Source organism: Lactobacillus kullabergensis, assembly GCF_000967195.1.
Lineage (GTDB): Bacteria > Bacillota > Bacilli > Lactobacillales > Lactobacillaceae > Lactobacillus > Lactobacillus kullabergensis.
The window spans coordinates 20836-35704 of sequence record NZ_KQ033871.1 but is presented as its reverse complement, the minus strand read 5'-3'; the positions used below and the strand labels follow the sequence as shown (position 1 = coordinate 35704).

General features: G+C 36.1%; 19 protein-coding genes. 14 read left to right on the top strand and 5 right to left on the bottom strand.

Going from position 1 to position 14869, the window contains the following annotated elements:
- The first annotated feature begins 1 nt into the window (after position 1).
- The 3 genes from JF76_RS00680 to JF76_RS00670 all read left to right on the top strand — a co-directional run bounded on the left by JF76_RS00680 (position 2) and on the right by JF76_RS00670 (position 2729).
- Positions 2–811 carry a DUF4097 family beta strand repeat-containing protein gene (locus JF76_RS00680; protein WP_045927374.1) on the top strand — a complete coding sequence of 270 codons (810 nt, stop codon included), beginning with the start codon at positions 2–4 and terminating at the stop codon, positions 809–811.
- Between the two features lie 87 nt (positions 812–898).
- Positions 899–1789 carry a DUF4097 family beta strand repeat-containing protein gene (locus JF76_RS00675; RefSeq protein ID WP_045927373.1) on the top strand — a complete coding sequence of 297 codons (891 nt, stop codon included), beginning with the start codon at positions 899–901 and terminating at the stop codon, positions 1787–1789.
- 205 nt (positions 1790–1994) lie between these two features.
- A complete protein-coding gene (locus tag JF76_RS00670) occupies positions 1995–2729 on the top strand; it encodes a DUF4097 family beta strand repeat-containing protein (RefSeq protein WP_045927372.1) in 735 nt (244 codons plus the stop codon).
- A 53-nt stretch (positions 2730–2782) separates the two neighbouring features.
- Here JF76_RS00670 and JF76_RS00665 read toward each other — a convergent pair whose 3' ends face one another.
- Together JF76_RS00665 and deoC are read right to left on the bottom strand one after the other, a co-directional pair.
- Positions 2783–3502 (bottom strand): GntR family transcriptional regulator, encoded by a 720-nt coding sequence (locus JF76_RS00665; protein ID WP_045927371.1) that lies wholly within the window; start codon positions 3500–3502, stop codon positions 2783–2785.
- 128 nt (positions 3503–3630) lie between these two features.
- Positions 3631–4338, bottom strand: coding sequence for a deoxyribose-phosphate aldolase (deoC, locus tag JF76_RS00660; RefSeq protein WP_045927370.1), 708 nt, complete (start codon positions 4336–4338; stop codon positions 3631–3633).
- Positions 4339–4498: 160 nt separating this feature from the next.
- Between deoC and JF76_RS00655 the strand changes: the two genes are divergently transcribed.
- The 11 genes from JF76_RS00655 to JF76_RS00605 all read left to right on the top strand — a co-directional run bounded on the left by JF76_RS00655 (position 4499) and on the right by JF76_RS00605 (position 11863).
- Positions 4499–4912 (top strand): PTS sugar transporter subunit IIA, encoded by a 414-nt coding sequence (locus JF76_RS00655; protein WP_045927369.1) that lies wholly within the window; start codon positions 4499–4501, stop codon positions 4910–4912.
- A 24-nt stretch (positions 4913–4936) separates the two neighbouring features.
- The gene (locus JF76_RS00650) at positions 4937–5431 is read left to right on the top strand and encodes a PTS sugar transporter subunit IIB (protein ID WP_045927368.1); all 495 of its coding nucleotides are present in this window, start codon (positions 4937–4939) and stop codon (positions 5429–5431) included.
- An 18-nt stretch (positions 5432–5449) separates the two neighbouring features.
- Complete coding sequence (locus JF76_RS00645) at positions 5450–6295, top strand: PTS mannose/fructose/sorbose/N-acetylgalactosamine transporter subunit IIC (RefSeq protein ID WP_045927367.1); 846 nt, start codon at positions 5450–5452, stop codon at positions 6293–6295.
- A gap of 15 nt (positions 6296–6310) precedes the next feature.
- A complete protein-coding gene (locus tag JF76_RS00640; protein WP_045927366.1) occupies positions 6311–7147 on the top strand; it encodes a PTS system mannose/fructose/sorbose family transporter subunit IID in 837 nt (278 codons plus the stop codon).
- Between the two features lie 229 nt (positions 7148–7376).
- On the top strand, positions 7377–8141 hold the full coding sequence (locus JF76_RS00635; RefSeq protein WP_045927365.1) for a lysophospholipid acyltransferase family protein: 765 nt from the start codon (positions 7377–7379) through the stop codon (positions 8139–8141).
- Positions 8142–8151: 10 nt separating this feature from the next.
- A complete protein-coding gene (locus tag JF76_RS00630) occupies positions 8152–8991 on the top strand; it encodes a glycosyltransferase family 8 protein (protein WP_045927364.1) in 840 nt (279 codons plus the stop codon).
- Between the two features lie 20 nt (positions 8992–9011).
- The gene (locus JF76_RS00625) at positions 9012–9959 is read left to right on the top strand and encodes a glycosyltransferase family 8 protein (protein ID WP_045927363.1); all 948 of its coding nucleotides are present in this window, start codon (positions 9012–9014) and stop codon (positions 9957–9959) included.
- Entirely contained in the window at positions 9956–10843 is an 888-nt protein-coding gene (locus JF76_RS00620; RefSeq protein ID WP_045927362.1) for a lysophospholipid acyltransferase family protein, read from the top strand. The genes JF76_RS00625 and JF76_RS00620 overlap by 4 nt, the downstream gene beginning before the upstream one ends.
- A 69-nt stretch (positions 10844–10912) precedes the next feature.
- On the top strand, positions 10913–11143 hold the full coding sequence (locus JF76_RS00615; RefSeq protein ID WP_045927361.1) for a cytochrome b5 domain-containing protein: 231 nt from the start codon (positions 10913–10915) through the stop codon (positions 11141–11143).
- A gap of 166 nt (positions 11144–11309) precedes the next feature.
- A complete protein-coding gene (locus JF76_RS00610; protein ID WP_045927360.1) occupies positions 11310–11543 on the top strand; it encodes a type II toxin-antitoxin system prevent-host-death family antitoxin in 234 nt (77 codons plus the stop codon).
- Complete coding sequence (locus tag JF76_RS00605; RefSeq protein WP_045927359.1) at positions 11543–11863, top strand: type II toxin-antitoxin system RelE/ParE family toxin; 321 nt, start codon at positions 11543–11545, stop codon at positions 11861–11863. The genes JF76_RS00610 and JF76_RS00605 overlap by 1 nt, the downstream gene beginning before the upstream one ends.
- A 108-nt stretch (positions 11864–11971) precedes the next feature.
- Here JF76_RS00605 and JF76_RS00600 read toward each other — a convergent pair whose 3' ends face one another.
- The 3 genes from JF76_RS00600 to JF76_RS00590 all read right to left on the bottom strand — a co-directional run bounded on the left by JF76_RS00600 (position 11972) and on the right by JF76_RS00590 (position 14836).
- Positions 11972–12997 (bottom strand): alpha-L-fucosidase, encoded by a 1026-nt coding sequence (locus JF76_RS00600; RefSeq protein ID WP_045927358.1) that lies wholly within the window; start codon positions 12995–12997, stop codon positions 11972–11974.
- Positions 12998–13147: 150 nt separating this feature from the next.
- Positions 13148–13906: a type I 3-dehydroquinate dehydratase gene (gene aroD, locus JF76_RS00595; protein ID WP_045927357.1), complete on the bottom strand. Its 759-nt coding sequence runs from the start codon at positions 13904–13906 to the stop codon at positions 13148–13150.
- A 15-nt stretch (positions 13907–13921) separates the two neighbouring features.
- On the bottom strand, positions 13922–14836 hold the full coding sequence (locus JF76_RS00590) for a shikimate dehydrogenase (RefSeq protein ID WP_045927356.1): 915 nt from the start codon (positions 14834–14836) through the stop codon (positions 13922–13924).
- Between the last annotated feature and the right edge of the window lie 33 nt (positions 14837–14869).

Below are 14869 nucleotides of genomic sequence, written 5' to 3'. Positions count from 1 at the left end.
AATGAAAAAGTTTTATAAAATTTGTGGGCTAATCTTTGGACTGCTATTACTTATTGGGCTGATCCTACTAGTCGTATTTAGATTAAATGATAACCCGTCACATGATTATAATGGTAAACACGCTCATTATAATGAAAGCAAAACTTTTTACGTGAACAAGTTCGACAATATTAAGTTAGCCTGTTACAGACCTGATATCCGAATTTCACTTAAGGATATTAACAAGTTTAAAGTGGTTGTTAGAGGGGGGCACGGTGCAGACATCAAAAAAATAAAAACTAAAGTTGATCATAATATGCTCACTATTTCGGATCAGCCTGAACATGATTATAACGATGGTTATTATAGCGTTGATGTTTATGTTCCTGCTAAAAGCGCCATAAAAAAGATAACTGGTTTTTGTGAAGAGGGTGATTTTTATATCAATAGTTTAAACGTTCCCCGCATCAATTTGACAATAGAAGATGGTGACGTTTTGATTAATAAGCTTACTGCGAAAAGCCTTGACCTAAATTCAAATGACGGTGACCTCAAAGTAAACCAGTCGACTTTTTCACGTAGTTCACTAAAACTAAATGATGGCGATGTTAAGATTAGCGACTCTCAAATACTAAATAACAGCTCAATTATATTGAATGACGGCGACTTTTCAATGTCAAATGCGCCTAAGATCAACTATGTATTGACAAATCACTCGGATGATAAAATCATTTTTAAAGATTCTTACCATTCCAATCATTTTGCAAAAAAAGTTAAAAATAAACCCGTATTAAAAGTTACTAGTATGGATGGCGATATTCTAATTAATTAGTGGGCAAGTAAACTTTACTTAAATGTTTTCTTGGTTAGTAATACCCATTTTAAAATTAAAAACTTATCTAAAACAAGGAGAATCAAAATGAAAAAGTTTTACCTAATCAGTGTTGCCATCATTACTATCGGTATAATTTTGCTTGGTATTGGTGAAACTAACGGTGGCAGAGAAGATATCAATAATATCCATTCAGGCATAACAACCAATATTGAAAACTTTTTTAATCGTAATCAAACTCACGCATACTCACATCATGTACCAGCAAAATCCCGTACTTTCAACGTAGGCAAGTTCTCTAAAATTAATATTGACGCTGAAGAACCCAACTTCCAAATTGCTAAAGGAGACAACTTCCAAATTAAAGTTAGTGGTCCTAATGTAAAAAAGATCAGTACCAAGGTTCATGGCGAGAAACTGACCATTTCAGACAATGGTGCTTATGAGGATGGTACTTATAAGGTAATTGTCACTGTTCCAGAAGCAGACTCGCTAAAAGAAATAACAGGATCATGTTCTGAGGGCAATGTTCATTTAGCCGACTTAGCTGTTGCTGACCTCAATTTACGGCTTGAAGATGGTAATGTTAGCGCTGAAAATGTGACAACTCACAAAGCCAACTTTGACCTTGATAATGGCGATTTGAAAATCTCCAATTCAACATTAACAAGCAGTTTCCTCAACATGAGTGAAGGCGACCTGATTGTTACCAGTAGTCACTTTAAAATCAAGGCTACCTTAGGTGACGGTGATGCTAAGATAAATAATTCTAATTTACTTGACAACAGCTCATTTAATCTAAGCGAAGGCGATTTTCAAATGAGCAGGTCTCCCAAGATCAGTTACCAGTTGGCAACTTCTTCAGAGGATGAGCTTATATTTCACGGTAATAACTATCACAGACATTTTGCTAGAAAATTAAGGGATGTGCCTCTACTCAAAGTTTCTTGTGGTGATGGTGACATTCTCATAAATTAACTTCTATACATCTTGCAACTGATTAACCCACATAAAGCAAAAGACTGGGATTGATTTTTAAAATTAATCCTAGTCTTTTTAAATGGTTATTTTAGCTGACTAAATCTAATACTTTATTTTTTTATTGCTTCATTTAAGCTAGCGTGATATCATAAGATAAAGAAAAAATTAAATTTATGTTAAAAAGATAAGAGACAGCTTAATCATGAAAATATATATTGACGGAGACTTCGACAAAGAATTTGAAGCTCATGATGAAAAAGTAGAATCGCAAGAAATTGATTTAGAAAATTTTATTAACATAGATGCCGAAATAGCCACCGCTAGTGTCACTATTCAAGTGGGCGCTGGTTTTCATATATCAACTCATGACATTAATCCTAATCGAATAAAAATTCGTGTGGCAGAGCAAACCCTTTTTATTCGTGAACGAAAGCCTCATTTTCACAAAAAAGTTTATATTAGCAGAATTAAACCTAAAATAACAATTACAGTACCGCAAGCTGCAGAACTGAATGAAGTCCAGCTAAATAATTTTGCTGGCAGCATTGATCTAGCTGGACTTAACATGCAGCAACTTGAAGTCAGAGCAAATGCCGGTTCCTTAAAATTACAGGACGTCACGATCCAAAATAAAGCCGAAATGGTGCTAGACGCTGGCAGTTTATCCATCAATCACTGTAAGATGAATTCTCATGCAAATTTGGCTGCCGGAACTATCAGGGTCACAAGCTTGCAAGGGAAAAACCACTTTAAACTAGCCGCTGGTTCACTAAAAATGATAGATGATGAAGAGCATAAGACAGATTACGATTTATTCGCCACTTTAGGCTCGATCTACTTTCATGGCAGTAGAATGGGCAAGCATTTTTACAAGCATGAAGGTAGTGCCAATCAATTAACTGCTATCAGCTCGGTTGGCTCAATCAAAATTCAATAAAAGAAGTCTTACTTCGACTTGCACAGGCAAAGTAAGACTTTTTATATATCAAATTAACGCTGGACATCTATTATAAATGAATTAATGTCTCCGCGGTATTTAGCGATTGAGTACTCAATGGGCTGCTCATCCCTTGTCAGTCCTTGAGTGTGAAAGTAAAAAATCGGCTTATGGACTGCAATATTTAATAAGTTGGCGGTAGTTTCCTCAGCTTCCATTACTTCCAATTTTCTAATTACCCGGGTGACTTTTAAATGGTATTTTTCAAGTGTGCTGTATAAAGAATCTTGGGCAAAATTATAATTAATCAACTCAGGTATCCTCTGTTTAGGCACATAAGTTGTAACTAAAACAATCGGTTGATCATTAGCATAGCGTAGCCGCACTAATTTAAAAACTGGTGCTTTCTCAGGCAGCTGTAAATTTTTGCATACTTCGGGTGTAGCTTTTTCTTCATCAAAATAAAGCAGATTGGTTTTAGGGTAGATGCCTTTGGCACTCATTTCTGCGCTATAGCTTTCAATCAAATGGGTAAATTCCTGCTCGATTTTAACTTTTTTAACCAGGGTGCCCCTTTTACGACGCCGCTCTAAATAACCTTGATTGACCAGCAATGAGATCGCTTGCCTCATTGTTGGTCGACTTACCTGATATTTATCCGCTAATTCAGTTTCTGGAGGAATAATTGTATTTTGCGCATAAATGCCAGTTTGAATTTTATTCAAAAGATCGTTGGCAATTACTTGATATTTAGGAAGTTCTTTTTTTACCAATTAGTTCCACCACTTTCATCTTGTTAATTATACCATTATAAGAATACTATACCATGCCAAAAACCGGTGTAAAGAGCTAAATAATCCCTACTTACACCGGCTTTTTTGACACTATTTTTTATTTACACTTAAATTTCAATTGAGTTAATGCCGTCTTTTTCAAACCGCTGTTTAAGAGTTTCAATAATCTTTACGCCCGAGCTCGTGCCTATCCGTTCTGCTCCGGCTGCAATCATTGCTAAAAAATCATCGGTATTGCGAATTCCACCTGCAGCTTTGACTTTAACATTCGAACCAACATTTTCTTTCATCAGTTTTACATCTTCTACTTTTGCGCCAGCGGTGCCAAAGCCAGTTGAAGTTTTGACAAAATCTGGTTTCACCTTTTTAGCAATCAAGGCCAGCTGTTTAATTTCAGCTTTAGTCAAGTAGCAGGTTTCAAAAATGACCTTACATGGCACATCGTGATCATGGCAAAGTTTAACCATTTGAGTCATTTCATCTTCAATATAAGACCAATTATGAACCCGCACTTGCGTTAAATTAACAACATAATCGATTTCATTGGCACCGTTTTGTAACGCATCTTTAGTTTCTGCCAATTTACAAGTTATTGTAGTTTGTCCCAAAGGAAAACTAATCGCAGCGCCAGTATCAATATCCGTCCCTTTTAACTGTTGGGCACAAAATTCCGATTGGACTTCATTAATTGCTACCATCTTGAAATGATATTTTTTAGCTTCATCGCATAACTTTTTCATGTCTTCTTCAGTCGCATCCGCATGTAAGTTAGTATGATCAATTAGTCGTGCAAAGTCATCTATTGTATATTTCATTGTTATTCTCCTTTTTGTATTTACATAAACTGATTTTAACCACAGAAAGTTATAATGTCAACCGCTTACTTTTTATTTAAAAATAGTGTTTGACTTATATAAAGCGATTACATATAATTGTGTTGTAAATTAATATGTATTTACAAAAGGAGTGATTTTAGTGAAAATATTATTAACTTCACACGGACATTTAGCACAAGGCATCGCTTCTGGCTTTGAATTTATTGCCGGCAAATCAGACCATATCATGACACTTGAATTAGATGAAAAAGGAATTGGTTCATATTGCGACCGTCTACAAGAGCTACTTGACGGTGAGACAGAACCAGTCTTAATTCTGGCAGATTTAAAAGGTGGAACTCCATACAATGAGTCCTATAAGTACTACTTGGCTCATACAGAAAAAACCCGGGTAGTCAGTGGTCTGAACCTACCAATGCTTTTAGAACTTGTCCCTCAGTTATCTGACAATACAACGCTTGATGAAGCCGTACAGACAGTTCTACAGGCAGGAACCAATGGTATTGAAGTTGCTCAAGACCAGCAAGATGATGATGACGATATTGAATTTTAAAAAAATAAGAAAGGTGTATTAATAATGAGTATTTCAGTAGTAAGAATTGATGATCGGGTAATCCACGGCCAAACTATGACCCGTTGGACAAAAGCACGTCCTGTGGACGGCATTTTAGTTGTCGGTGATAATATTGCCCATGACAAGTTACGCCGCAAGGTCTTAAAAGCTGCTGCTAACGATTTAAAAGTTGGTATTTATACGGTTGCTGAAGCTGGCGACAAAATTAAAAAAGGAATTGAGTCTAAGAAGAAATTCTTCTTAATCAGTGACTCTCCCAAGACTTTTGCCCAAATGGCAGACATGGGAATTGATTTTGGCAAAGTATTAAATGTTGGCCCGATGAATACCCGTCCAGGAACTAAGGTGCTCGGACGGACTGTAGCCATTGATCAGGATGACTATAACGCTTTTGAAGATATTGCTAAACATGGCATTGATATTCAATTTCAGCTATTACCTGATGATGAAATTAAGCCTTGGTCAACCATGAAAAAGAAATATGATTCTATGTCCTAATTTTTGGAGGCAATAAAAATGAATAATTTATTTTTTCCCGCACTTTTAACAGGAATTTTCTGTTACCTGGGAGCGATTGAAACCCCTTGGCTATTTGGTATGTCTGGGGGATTCTACATTGTTGGTAGACCTTTAGTAGCCGGTCTACTGGTCGGCCTGGCCTTTGGTGACATTAAAAATGGTATTTTATGTGGCTTAGCTGTCCAAGCGGTTTTCATCGCCAACCTGTCAACTGGAGGTGCTACTAACAGTGAAATTACTTATGCAGCTTATGGCGGAATTGGCTTAGCCATGGCGACCACTAAAAATCCTGCAATCGCTGTTACCTTATCTATTCTCATTGGTCAGACATTTGGCTTAATTTTCTATAACGGCAGAATGGCCCTTTACTCTTTCTGGAATACCCGTGCCGAAAACGCCGCTCATAATAATGATGACCGTGGTATTGTCCTGAACCATTTAGTTTATCCGCAAATCACTACCTTCCTTTTACGTGCTGTACCAGTTTTTCTGGCAATTTACTATGGTAAAGGTTTAGTCAATTGGCTAATCGACAGCATTCCTGCTATTGTAACCCACATTATTCAGGTTTTGGGCGGCGTTTTGCCAGCCTTGGGTATTGCCATGTTAATGAGCATAGTGATCAAAAACAAATCACACTTTATTTTCTTCTTTGTCGGCTTTGTTTTACTTGCTTTTGCCAAATTAAGCATGATTGCAATTGTCTTTATTTCTGCTTTAGTCGCATATTTGTATTACATGTCAACTGGTAAAAGCACTACTCCTACTGCTACTAGCTCTGCAAATAATGCAGAACAGGCGGTTGATAATGATGACGAATATGAAGATGAAGACTTATTTTAAAGAGAGGTGTTAAAAATGGCTACAAAAGAAAATAATACTGAACCACAAAAGCTACTAACAAAACATGAACTTAATCAAATATGGTATAGGTGGGGTTTTACACACCTCAGTTCGATGAGTTATGAAAAGTTGCAGGGTCACGCTTGGGCATATTCTTATTTACCATTTGCGCGCAAATATTATAAAAATGATCCTGAGAAAAAGAGACGCTTGCTTGAGCGTCATTCCATGTTTTACAATACCGAACCGCAAACAGGTCAAATTATTAATGGGATTGTTGCTTCTTTGGAAGAGCAAATTGCTTTGGGCAACGATGTTTCAGAAGAAATGCCCGTTAACATTAAAGCTACTTTAATGGGTCCTTTGGCCGGTATTGGTGATTCAATTATTCAAGGCATTATCGTTCCTATTTTGTTATCAATTGCAATGAGCTTGGCTAAAGGCGGCAGTCCCGTCGGACCTTTATTTTACATTATTGCTTATGGCATAATCGGACCCACAATTTCCTATATTGCCTTTCACAGCGGTTATAAATTGGGTGTTGGTGCAATCGACACTATTGTGGGCGAAAATTCCAAGAGAATTACTGATGCGTTTAACATCTTAGGCGTAATGGTCGTAGGAGCTTTAGCTGCAAATACAATTGTTCTCAAAACTGTGGCTAAAATTCCTTTGGGAGGCAAATCGCAACCCTTACAAACAGTCCTAGACGGTATCTTTCCAGGACTTTTACCACTAGCTATGGTTATTTTAGGCTGGTGGCTTGTTTCTAGTAAACAAATGACAGCTACTAAAGTAATTATCATCATGGTTGTGATTGTAACTATCGGCTGTTTGATTGGGTTATTTTAATAAAAGTTCATTTTTACTCTGCTTTTTGGCAGATAATAGAGTACACTTTGATTAGTGTGCTCTTTTTATATATAATTACTTAAAATTACAAAAAATCATTTTTTATTTCTATATATGTTGATAGATTAAATAGCAGTTTATACTATTTTATCAAGCTTTTTAGCAACCTTTTTAATCTTAAGCAATTCATGATAAAATTACTTATTGACTTTATTGAAAGAAGGGTTCGATGGGTAAGCGAAAATACTTCTATCATCATTTAACAGATGATTTGATAGTTAGCCTGAACCAAGATTATCATTTACCAAATAGTTATGCTATTTTTCCGAAGTCATTAAGTGGGAAAATCTGGTCCAAGTTTGTACGCCCTTTAGGACATCTAATTAGTATGGTCTATATTAATTTAATCCTGAGAGTACGAATAATTGGTAAGGAAAAGTTGCAAGCTACAAACGATCAGGGGTATTTTATCTATGGTAATCATACCCAAACTTTTGGCGATGTGGTTTTGCCGCTCAGCATTGTTCCTGCAAAAAAATATTATGCTATTGCAGCACAATCAAATTGGGGCATCCCTGTTTTAGGCAAACTGGTTTTACCATATTTCGGACTTCCTGTTGGTGAAAACATAGAACAATCCGCAAAATTGATTAAAGCAATCACTACTGTTATTAAAGCCAAAAAAGTAGTCGTCATTTATCCTGAATCACATGTTTGGCCTTATTACACTAAAATCAGGCCTTTTCCAGTGAACAGCATGCATTTCCCTGTTGCACTTGACTCTGCCAGCTTTACTATGACTACAACTTATTCTAAGCCCAAGTGGGGTAAGAAACCGCAGATAACCGTCTACATCGATGGACCCTTCTATCCAGATAAACGTCTCACTAAAAAGCAGGCGCAAGAAAAGCTGCATAAGCAGGTTTATCAGACAATGCAAAAACGTGCCTTAACAAGTGATTTCGAATATTATATGTATCAAAAAATAAATTAAGGAGTTCTCAATGAATATTCTTTTTTGTGGCGATCATAACGCCGAAGATGGCATTCTTATCGCTACACTTTCATTAATAAGAAATAGCAGTGCAAAGGAACTCCATATCTACATCCTAACAATGTACACTCAAAGCTATCACAAGAAATTTAAGCCTTTCAGCAAACATGCAGCGGACTATTTAAAAGAACTTTTGGTAAAACAAAATCCGCACAATACGTTAAAATTAATGGATTGCACCGGCCTGTTTGTCAGAGAGCCGTTAATAGCTAACATGAGTACTCATTTTACCCCTTATGCTATGCTTAGGCTCTTCGCTGACGAAATACCACAGTTGCCAAATAAAATACTGTACCTCGACGCTGATGTAATAGTCAGGCGCAGCCTCGTTAGCTTTTACCAACAAGATCTAACTAATTACGAATTCGCTGGCGTTCTTGATTACTGGGGACGGTTCTTTTTTCACAACCTGCACGAGCATAAAGTTTTTGACTACATTAATTCCGGCGTTTTGTTACTTAACCTGCCAGAAATTAGAAAAACAAAATTATTCGCTAGAATTAGGCACCTTCTGCAGACTAGAACCGTGTTAATGCCTGATCAAACTGCAATTAACCGTTATGCCAGAAATAAGAAAATTGCTCCGCGTCGTTATAATGAACAGTATAAATTACAGTCGGACACTGTAATTCAGCATTTTACTACCAGTTTCCGTTTTTGGCCCGTGTTTCATACTCTGACTGTTAAGCCCTGGGATGTTAAGCGAGTACATACAGTACTAAAATTGCACGAATATGATGACATTCTGAATTACTATCTCAATGTGAAAAGCAATTTAGTACAAAAATAATGTTTGGAGAAAATAAATATATGACAATTCCAGTTTTTTATGCAATTAGTGATGATTTTACAAAATACGCAGCAGTTTCGCTGAACTCTTTAGTAAAGAATGCTGCTGATGATAAAGATTATACTATCTATTTTTTAAGTCAGGACTTATCATCGCAGCACAAACAGGATTTATTAGAAATAGGCTCTTCTAATGTTCATGTTAAATTCTTTAAGATTAACGATGAAATAGTTGCACCAATTCAAAATCGTACGGAAAACTATTTACGGGCTGATTTCTTTACCATGTCCATTTTTTACCGCTTATTTATTCCTGATCTGTTTCCCCAATATGATAAGGCAATTTATATCGACAGTGACACAATCATAAATGATGATATTGGTAAATTGTATGATACAGAACTTGGCAATCACCTCTTTGCAGCTTGTACTGATTCTTCCATTCAATTTGTAACAAAAATGGTTGCCTACATTAAAGACGTATTAGTTCTTGATCCTAAAAAATACATTAATTCCGGCATGCTGGTTTTAAACTGTAAAGCCTTTCGCGATGAGAATTTTATTGATCATTTCATGAGTTTACTCAGCAAATATCATTTTGACTGTATTGCCCCTGATCAAGATTATTTAAACGAAATTGGCGATAAGAGAATTTTACATTTAGACCCCAAATGGGATGCAATGCCAAATGATAATACTGAACCTTTAACTAACCCCAGCCTGATTCACTACAACCTTTTCTTTAAACCATGGCATTTTAAAAACGTTCAATATGAAGAATATTTCTGGAAGAGTGCAAAAGAAACTAAGTTTTATAATGATCTGTTGACTGAACTAAATACTTACACTGATAAGCAACGTGATGAAGACCGGCATAAATTAGATCACATGCTGGCTAAAGAAGATAAAACTATTAATGACCCATATAATTGGGCTAATGTGAAAAAGCAAGGACCTGTCAGTTTATGATTATAGGCAACGATCGTGAACAAGTTATTCAAAATATCAAAGAAGCAGTCAATAGTGGCAAATGGGATGCTAAAGTCGAAGTTGGTGACCCTGTTCTTTCAATAAAGGAAAGCAAAGAACTTGTTAACGCTTTTTGGCGAGAGCAAAAAACTTTTAAGGGAAAAGTTAATAATCGGATTGGCCACTTGCTTTTCAACTCTTTGATGCACATTCTTACATCGTCCACGACATTTACCGGTCTGGAAAATTTAGCTAATTTGCCACAAGGCGGAGCAATTATTACTGCCAACCATTTTAATCAAATTGATTCCCTACCTATTAAGCACCTAGCAAATAAAACCCACCATTCTTTAACTATTGCTATTGAAGATACCAACTTAAAATTGCCCGGAATATTATGCTACTTAATGAACTACGTAGGCACAATTCCTTTAATAGAAACTCCCAGCTATATCGGTAACGAATTTCCGCGTCACCTACATGATGCGCTAGAACAAAACAGTTGGGTCCTAATTTATCCCGAACAAGAAATGTGGTGGAATTACCGCAAACCACGGGAATTGAAGCGAGGGGCGTATTATTTTGCTGCCAAACAAAATGTGCCGGTTATTTCAACTTTTATTGAAATTCAAACAATTGACAAATTAGAGAAAGACCACCCTAATTTTTACCAAACTAAATATGTAGTTCACGTTTTGCCGCCTATTTTCCCTGATGTTAAACTGAATGCCAATGAAAATTCTAGGCAGATGATGAAGCACGATTACCAGCAAAAAGTAGCAGCCTATGAAAAGGCTTACCAGCGTAAGTTAGATTCGGCTTTTACCCCCTGGGATATTGCTGGCTGGCGTTTTAACTATCAAAAAAATCAAAGTAAAAGTTAGACTTGTTGCTTCTTTGAGCTATAATATAGGTGACAATAAGTAAGTGTATTTGGAAAGGGGATATTTCCAATGGAGAAGTTTACAAAAGAATCTTTAGCAAAATATGATGGTAAAAATGGCAACCCAGCTTATGTTGCTATTAAAGGTGTTGTTTATGATGTTACTGGCAATCCTCACTGGACTAATGGTGAACACCATGGCAATTTAGCTGGTCGTGACCTGACTGTTGCAATAGGACAATCACCTCATGGTGAAAGTGTCTTAGGCAATTTGAAAAAGGTCGGTACCTACGAAGATTAATTAGATAATATAAATAAAAAGAAAAGAATCAAGCAGCTAAGAAACTGCTTGGTTCTTTTCTTTTACCTTTTTTGCCAATCTGATCTTAGTTTACTTTATTGCTCATTATTATACTGTAAATTGTTAGAAAAATAATGTACAATATTTGTCAAAGGAAGTGATGCTCATGTTACAAATTCGACCTGTTTCAGAATTAAGAAATTACAATAAAGTCCTTGACAAAGTTAAAAAAGATAATCCAGTTTTTCTTACCAAAAACGGCTATGGCAAATTTGCGCTCATAGATATTGAGGACTATGATGAATTTACTACTGCTCTTGAGCTGGTAACTAAGCTGAAAAAAGCTGAAAAGTCAAAGCATTATAATTTTGATGAAATTAAAGTAAAACTATTCAGCTAATGTTCTCATTAAAATTATCTAGCCCGTCTAAAGAATATTTTGAAAACCTAAAAACATACTTATTGGCTAAGTTTGGTGAAAAAGTAAAAAAAGAAGTTTTAGCTAGGGAAGAAGAAAAACTGGATAATTTAAAGTCATTTCCATATCTGGGCATTAAAGCAGCTAAGTTTTCTGAATTACTTAATGGTTATTATGTTCTAATTGATAAATATGAATATATCTTCTACCGTGTAGATAAAAAAGAAAAAATAATTTATATCGAACTTATATTAAGTACCAAAGAAGATCTCATTCAAAAAATCCAAAATTACTTTCATTAATTAAGGCGCATCCCTTTACGATGCGCCTCTTTTGTAGTCTTAAACCACAATATTCCAATTTCTATTTAGTAAAAGCCAAAAAATCAATGATGAATTATAGAATTTTTATTATTTCTCAGCCAATTTCGCTGCAGCTGCAATACTTTGCTGTGCGGGCAAGGGAATCCTTCCTAAACCATCAAGCCCAATATTTAATAAATAATTTATTCCTAAGCTATTTAAATATTTGCGGTTGTGATAAATAGTTGCAGGAGATTTCCAATTTTGATCGCGATAAGAAAAGCCCCAAGAATCATTAGTGGTACCGGCTGACTCATATAAACCATATGGTGAAGGTTTAAGGCCATTGAGTGAGTTAAAATTAATATCTTTTTGCTCCTCTTCTTTTTCACTTGGAATTTCATTGTCACCAAGGGAAACATAATCATATTTGCCATTACCAAGACGTGAATTTATTAGACAATTTGGCTGCAATTTTTTCACTGTCTCATAAATTTCCTGACTCTGGCTTGCAGTTAATGTCATAGGTACATCAAACCAGGCAACAGCTATCTCCCCATAATTACTCATTATTTCTTTAATCTGGGGCAGAATTTTGTCTGTAAAGCATTGATTATAATTCTTATTTTTCTGAGGAAAGTCCCAGCTATTGTCCCAAGTAGTGCCAGAGGATTCAATATCATTTGATAGGTAGCCTCCCCCATTTGGTTCATGCCAATCTAAGTCTTGGGAATAATAAAGGCCCAGCTTTAAGCCGAATTTTTGGCAAGCTGCTGCAAGTTCACCGATTACATCTCGCTGAAATGGGGTTGCATCAAACACATTATAAGGATCTACTTGTGAATGATACATTGCAAAGCCATCATGGTGTTTGGTTGTAACTACCAAATATTTCATACCACATTTTTTAGCAAAAGCTACGATTTTGTCGGCATCAAAATATATGGGGTTAAAAGCGGCAGCAAGCTGGCGATACTTTGCAACAGGTATTTGCAATTTAGACTGAATCCATTCAGCGTAATTGCTTGCAGATTTTCCTTCATATTCACCAGCAAGAAGTGAATATAAACCCCAGTGAATCATCATGCCGTATTTAGCATTTTTAAACCATTCAATATTCTCGTTTGCAGTCATACATTTCTCCATTACTAAACTTACGCTGGAAATACATAGTGTTGTCATTAAAAGTTTAACACGTATTTTTAGTATAAATTTGATTTAACCAAAAAAGAGTTAGCCTTAATACTTAAAGCTAACTCAAAATATCTATTATCTTAATAAAATTTACTGTAATGCTAAGTAGTTTTCCGCATTACGCAGATCCTCAATTGATAACTGACCGGGTGCAGAAGTTTGACCAACAGCGCCAAAGGACAGACTTGAGCCGAAAACCTGGCCTGCTACTCTAGTGACTTTACCGATATCGCCCATGGCCATAGTAATCAGGGGATTAGCAATCTCTTTGTTCATTTCTGTCGTTGCTGTTAAAAGAGTTAAAACGTCAGCGGCACTATGAGGCATGCAGGCTAACTTGGGCACATCAGCACCAAGTTGCGCCATTTTTCGTAAGCGAAATTCAATTACATCTTTAGCTGGCACTTTTTCAAAGTCATGGTTACTCATAATTACAACAACATTATAATTATGAGCTAAAGTCACCAAAGACTTTATTCTTTTTTCATCATGAAAAAGTTCAATATCAACAGCATCACCCAACCTGTTAGTAATTACATATTCTACTAAATTTAAATACTGATCCTCGTCGAGCTGACAAACTCCACCTTCATTTTTGGTACGAAAAGTAACTAAAACTGGTAACTCGCCCACTTCTTGGCGCAATTTCTTGGCAGTAGTATTTAGTGTGTTAAAATCCTTAATTCCTGCAGCATAATAATCAATACGCCATTCCATTAAATCTGGTTTGGCAGCCTTAATCTTCTTAGCTGAAGCTATGATCTCTTTTTCAGTTGAACCGACATTAGGCACAGCAATTTTAGGCAGACCTGCACCTAAAACAATATTTCTAATCTTGACAGTAGCCATTATTCAATACCTCAACTAATTATTATCATCTGAGAACATAATTTCACGGATATAATCAGTTGGCATATCTTTACCTGTCCATAACTTAAATGAGGCTGCACCCTGATCAATCATCATGCCGATGCCATCAAAAACATGCTTAACTCCAGCTTTTTGAGCCACTTTCATTAATTTGGTAGTTCTAGGAGCATAAACTGTGTCAAACACCACCATGTCTTCATGGAACCAGGAAGGATCTGAAACCAGCGTCTTATCCTCAAGCGGCTTCATACCAACGCTGGTCGCGTCACAATAAATATCGCTTTCTGCAATTGATTGTTTAAATGCTTCTTGATCAGTCAACTCAGTTAAAGAAACCTGGCAATCAGTTTTTTCTTGAATAGTTTTGACGTTCTTTTCAGCTTGAGCCCATTTATCGTCTTTAATATTAAAAATTCTGATTTCTTTAGCACCGTCTAAAGCTGATTGAACAGCTATTGGGGTTGCAGCACCGCCAGCACCAGTCAAAGTCATCACTTTACCTTTAATGTCAATGCCTTCATCCTTAAGTGACTGGACAAAGCCGATGCCATCAGTAGTGTAGCCCGTCAAAACGCCATGGTCGTTCACAATAGTATTAACCGCATCACACATTTCAGAAGCTGGTGATAATTTATCAAGGTACTGGATTACCTCTTTTTTATTGGGCATTGAAACGTTTGAGCCACGCATATCTAAAGTGCGAATAGCGTCAACTGCACCTTTTAATTTATCATTGCCAATTTCAAAACAGAGATAAGTATAATTCAAGCCCAACTTAGCAAAGGCATTGTTGTGCATTGTAGGTGACATTGAATGCCGAATAGGATATGCCATTAAGCCAATTAAGTAGGTATGGCCATCTAGCCAGCCAGTAATCGGACCAGTAACACCAGTAATTTTATTAGCCATTATATTTCTCCTTTATTAAATTTAAAAATAAAA

What these genes read in the sequence shown, in the direction of transcription:
- JF76_RS00680 (WP_045927374.1), top strand. Translation starts at nt 2, where the DNA reads ATGAAAAAGTTTTATAAAATTTGTGGGCTAATCTTTGGACTGCTATTA.
- JF76_RS00675 (WP_045927373.1), top strand. Translation starts at nt 899, where the DNA reads ATGAAAAAGTTTTACCTAATCAGTGTTGCCATCATTACTATCGGTATA.
- JF76_RS00670 (WP_045927372.1), top strand. Translation starts at nt 1,995, where the DNA reads ATGAAAATATATATTGACGGAGACTTCGACAAAGAATTTGAAGCTCAT.
- deoC (WP_045927370.1), bottom strand. Translation starts at nt 4,338, where the DNA reads ATGAAATATACAATAGATGACTTTGCACGACTAATTGATCATACTAAC.
- JF76_RS00650 (WP_045927368.1), top strand. Translation starts at nt 4,937, where the DNA reads ATGAGTATTTCAGTAGTAAGAATTGATGATCGGGTAATCCACGGCCAA.
- JF76_RS00645 (WP_045927367.1), top strand. Translation starts at nt 5,450, where the DNA reads ATGAATAATTTATTTTTTCCCGCACTTTTAACAGGAATTTTCTGTTAC.
- JF76_RS00640 (WP_045927366.1), top strand. Translation starts at nt 6,311, where the DNA reads ATGGCTACAAAAGAAAATAATACTGAACCACAAAAGCTACTAACAAAA.
- JF76_RS00635 (WP_045927365.1), top strand. Translation starts at nt 7,377, where the DNA reads ATGGGTAAGCGAAAATACTTCTATCATCATTTAACAGATGATTTGATA.
- JF76_RS00630 (WP_045927364.1), top strand. Translation starts at nt 8,152, where the DNA reads ATGAATATTCTTTTTTGTGGCGATCATAACGCCGAAGATGGCATTCTT.
- JF76_RS00625 (WP_045927363.1), top strand. Translation starts at nt 9,012, where the DNA reads ATGACAATTCCAGTTTTTTATGCAATTAGTGATGATTTTACAAAATAC.
- JF76_RS00620 (WP_045927362.1), top strand. Translation starts at nt 9,956, where the DNA reads ATGATTATAGGCAACGATCGTGAACAAGTTATTCAAAATATCAAAGAA.
- JF76_RS00615 (WP_045927361.1), top strand. Translation starts at nt 10,913, where the DNA reads ATGGAGAAGTTTACAAAAGAATCTTTAGCAAAATATGATGGTAAAAAT.
- JF76_RS00610 (WP_045927360.1), top strand. Translation starts at nt 11,310, where the DNA reads ATGTTACAAATTCGACCTGTTTCAGAATTAAGAAATTACAATAAAGTC.
- JF76_RS00605 (WP_045927359.1), top strand. Translation starts at nt 11,543, where the DNA reads ATGTTCTCATTAAAATTATCTAGCCCGTCTAAAGAATATTTTGAAAAC.
- JF76_RS00600 (WP_045927358.1), bottom strand. Translation starts at nt 12,997, where the DNA reads ATGACTGCAAACGAGAATATTGAATGGTTTAAAAATGCTAAATACGGC.
- aroD (WP_045927357.1), bottom strand. Translation starts at nt 13,906, where the DNA reads ATGGCTACTGTCAAGATTAGAAATATTGTTTTAGGTGCAGGTCTGCCT.
- JF76_RS00590 (WP_045927356.1), bottom strand. Translation starts at nt 14,836, where the DNA reads ATGGCTAATAAAATTACTGGTGTTACTGGTCCGATTACTGGCTGGCTA.